We start from the raw sequence: 3,384 nt of genomic DNA, 5'->3' as shown, positions 1-3,384 counted from the left end.
GTGGCGCAGATGTAACAATCTGTTAATTGCATTGTTGGCATGGATTGATGCGTGGAGCGGATCAATGCTTTCGGTGTTTGGCGCATTTGTGGGAGCGAGCCTGCGTCGCGTCGGGCGATGATTTGTTCTGGCTGACCGGGTACATATCCGTTGCTGCGGTCATGGCCGCTTAGGGTTTCGCCCTTACGGCGACTCACTTTTTTTACAAACGCCTAAAAAAAGTAAGCAAAAAAACGCTTGCTCCTGCGTTCGGCCCTCGCAGGCTCGGGTTCCTTCGCTGCGGGATCGATCCGGGCGCAGCGGCTACGGTTTGCTTCGCTGCACCTCCTTCCGCTGTGTTCGACTTCGTCGAACGGTCGCTGCGCTCCCACGCCCGGATCAATCCCTCCACTCAGCCTTCCGACGTCGCCGGTGGGTCAAGATCAAAAGCACTCGAGCTAACGCTCATTGTTGAGTGGTGCGGCTTCGCCGCGGGCAGCCGTGCTGCTTTGCTTTTCTGGTGGGGGCGAGCCTGATCGCGACGACGGCCTGCAGGTGCAAGTTTCTATCGAATTCATGCGATCCAACTGTAGGAGCTGCCGAAGGCTGCGATCTTTTGATCTTGCTTTGCTTGGTCTTGTAGGAGTGGACCGGAGCTCAGGGCAATAATTGCGCTGTAATACCAATCCCTGTGGGAGCTGGCTTGCCAGCGATGGCGGTCTGATGGACAAGACCTCTTACGGCCACCTCCAGCAAAAAACAAGGAATGTTTCCCGCGCCGCGCAGTCGGAGTTCAGGTACTACCTATCTGAAAGAGGTTCACCGATGAACAGCAAAACCCTAATCGCCAGCATGGCCCTCGTCGCCGGCATTGCCGGGATCACGCCCATTGTTCAAGCGGCGCAAACCTCCAGCGATCCCTCTGTGCAATCGCCGACCAGCGACCGCCAACTGAAGGTCAACGACCGCGCGCCGGAAATGTACCAGCGCGAAGACAAGGCTCTGAAGAACTGGAAAGCCAAAGGTCTGAAAGCACCGATCGAGCAGGCACAGTGGGTGCAGATCAACGACAAGTACGTAATGGTGATGATCACCAACGGCACGATTGTCGAGATGCAGCCGGTCGAGAAATAGGCCCGGTCACAATTGGCCACGGATGGCTGATTGCATTCAAACGCCGTTCCGGTAAAACAGCGGACGTCTGGATGAGGAACTAGGGATTGGACAAGAAACTGCTCTACCGCAAAGTCAACACTCGCACATGGGGTGTCCGTCGCCACGAATCAGTTGCGCATTATCGCGATCAACGCAACAGCAAAGCTGCAAGTCGTGACGAAGGCAGGCGAAGTTCGATGCACGCAGGCAAACAATACGGGCGAGATTACACGCCGTTGTTTCGCTTCCTGCTATCTCGGGTGGGCGGTGATTGGGACGCCATTTTCAGCGAAGCCGTGGCGCGACTGGATCAATCAGCGCCGGTGTTCTGGATGGTTGCCATCCATGAGAAGGATCGCGAAGAAGTCGTGCGACTGGGTGAGTCCAGTTATTTCAACGGGCTGTACGTCGACGAGCAAAATCTCCTGCAAATGGTCAATCCGAACCTGAAGGCGCAGGACATGACGCCGAGCTGCGAGTGCTGTACGCACACATTCAACGGTGTCGTATTCGGCCAGACCGCGGGCTTTGGCCCGCGCACATCGTCAGTTGTCGACGCAGAAGAGCCGCCAGCGTGAATCAGAGCAACTCCCCCTTGTCCCACAAATGCACCAGCTCCCCCGGCGCCCGATCCTCCGGTACCTTCAACACCATTTCCCCGGACTGATAGCGCACTTCAATCTGGTAGAAGCGCTGATCCCCACTTCCCGATTCGCTGCTATCGAGTGGCAGGCAACCCTCAAGCACCGAGCAGATCCTTGAACGCTGACTGATATCGCACTGGGCAAATTCGATTTCCCGTGGGCGGCTCAGGCTGTGAATCGCTGCAACGCCACCCTGGCGAGATACGCGCAAAACGGAATCTTTATCCAGCTCGGGTAGCGTTTTCATACAGCCTCCTCGGATTATTCGATACCGACCTGTGCCCAGGCTTGCTGCACTGTGTCGGCTGCTTCGGTGCCGAAGCGCCGGTCAGCGTGGTCGATCGTCAGTTTCGCGAACGCGTCGAACGTTGCGTCCTGTTTCAAACGGTCATCACACAGTGTGTCGTACCAGATGCGTCCGGCTTTTTCCCAGGCGAAACCGCCAAACGCTCGGGCTGCCAGGTAAAACGCGCGGTTGGGAATGCCGGAGTTGATGTGTACGCCGCCATTGTCTTCGCTGGTGATGACGAACTTGCGCATGTGATCCGGTTGCGGATCCTTGCCCAGCATCGGGTCGTCGTATGCCGTGCCGGGGTGCGACATCGAGCGCAGGCCCTTGCCCTGGATCTGTGGCATCAGCAGGTCGGCGCCGATCAACCAGTCTGCCTGCTCGGCGGTTTCGCCGAGGGTGTATTGCTTGGTCAACACGCCGAATACGTCCGAGAGCGACTCGTTCAACGCGCCGGACTGGTTGGCATAAATCAGCCCGGCTTCGCTTTCGGTGACGCCGTGGGCCAGTTCATGGCCGATGACGTCGAGCGAGCGGGTGAAGCGCTGGAAGATTTCGCCATCGCCGTCACCGAAGACCATCTGCGCGCCGTTCCAGAATGCGTTCTCGTAGCCCTGGCCATAATGCACGCTGCCGATCAGCGCGAATCCCTGATTGTCGATCGAGTCGCGACCGAGCACCTTCCAGAAGAAATCATAGCTGGCGCCCAGCGCATCGTAAGCCTCGTCGACCGCCGGGTCCCCCGATGCCGGCTGGCCCTCGAGGCGCACCGGCATGCCCGGCAAGAGCATTTTGTTCTGCGCATCATGCACGCTGCGCCGCGCCAGGCCAGGCTTGCTCGCCTCCGGCAGAATCGCCCGCGCCGGCGGTTGCGAAGGGCGACCGGGGTTGGGCAGCAGGCTGCGCACGTGGTTGAGCGTCTGCATCGCGGCGTTGCGCTGCGGCTCGGAACCGTGAGCAATGATGCGGTTGAGAATGTAGGGCGGGATGAAACTGCGCAGCAATCGAGAGTCGGTCATCTAAGCATCCTTGTCGTCATACGATGTCGATACACATGTGAGCGGCAAGGCGTGTTTTCGGTTCCATGGATTGCCATCGACGCCGGATTCTGCGAAAAACGCCGCCTGCGAAAAATCTCAACAGAGCCAACGACATGACAGACGAACTGCAAATCATCGACCTGCAACCGGGCGACGGCAAAGCCGCGGTCAAAGGCGCGCTGATCACCACCCGATACACCGGCTGGCTGGAAGACGGCACCGAATTCGACTCGTCCTGGAGCCGAGGCAAACCGTTTCAGTGCGTGATCGGCACTGG

General features: G+C 58.6%; 5 protein-coding genes. 3 read left to right on the top strand and 2 right to left on the bottom strand.

Annotated features, from left to right (window positions below; all coding sequences use genetic code 11):
* The first annotated feature begins 804 nt into the window (after positions 1–804).
* Together D6877_RS28640 and D6877_RS28635 are read left to right on the top strand one after the other, a co-directional pair.
* Positions 805–1,113: an RcnB family protein gene (locus tag D6877_RS28640; protein WP_130912864.1), complete on the top strand. Its 309-nt coding sequence runs from the start codon at positions 805–807 to the stop codon at positions 1,111–1,113.
* A gap of 86 nt (positions 1,114–1,199) precedes the next feature.
* Entirely contained in the window at positions 1,200–1,712 is a 513-nt protein-coding gene (locus D6877_RS28635) for a hypothetical protein (RefSeq protein WP_130912863.1), read from the top strand.
* 1 nt (position 1,713) lies between these two features.
* Here D6877_RS28635 and D6877_RS28630 read toward each other — a convergent pair whose 3' ends face one another.
* Complete coding sequence (locus tag D6877_RS28630) at positions 1,714–2,025, bottom strand: protealysin inhibitor emfourin (RefSeq protein ID WP_130912862.1); 312 nt, start codon at positions 2,023–2,025, stop codon at positions 1,714–1,716.
* A gap of 14 nt (positions 2,026–2,039) precedes the next feature.
* Positions 2,040–3,086: a M4 family metallopeptidase gene (locus tag D6877_RS28625; protein ID WP_130912861.1), complete on the bottom strand. Its 1,047-nt coding sequence runs from the start codon at positions 3,084–3,086 to the stop codon at positions 2,040–2,042.
* Between the two features lie 134 nt (positions 3,087–3,220).
* Between D6877_RS28625 and D6877_RS28620 the strand changes: the two genes are divergently transcribed.
* Positions 3,221–3,384, top strand: a 164-nt coding sequence (locus D6877_RS28620) for an FKBP-type peptidyl-prolyl cis-trans isomerase (protein WP_178083769.1), incomplete at its 3' end; no start/stop codon positions are given.

Source organism: Pseudomonas sp. Sample_9, assembly GCF_004307535.1.
Classification (GTDB): domain Bacteria; phylum Pseudomonadota; class Gammaproteobacteria; order Pseudomonadales; family Pseudomonadaceae; genus Aquipseudomonas; species Aquipseudomonas mercuritolerans.
The sequence above is the reverse complement of the archived record's forward strand: the minus strand, read 5'-3'. Positions and strand labels throughout refer to the sequence as shown.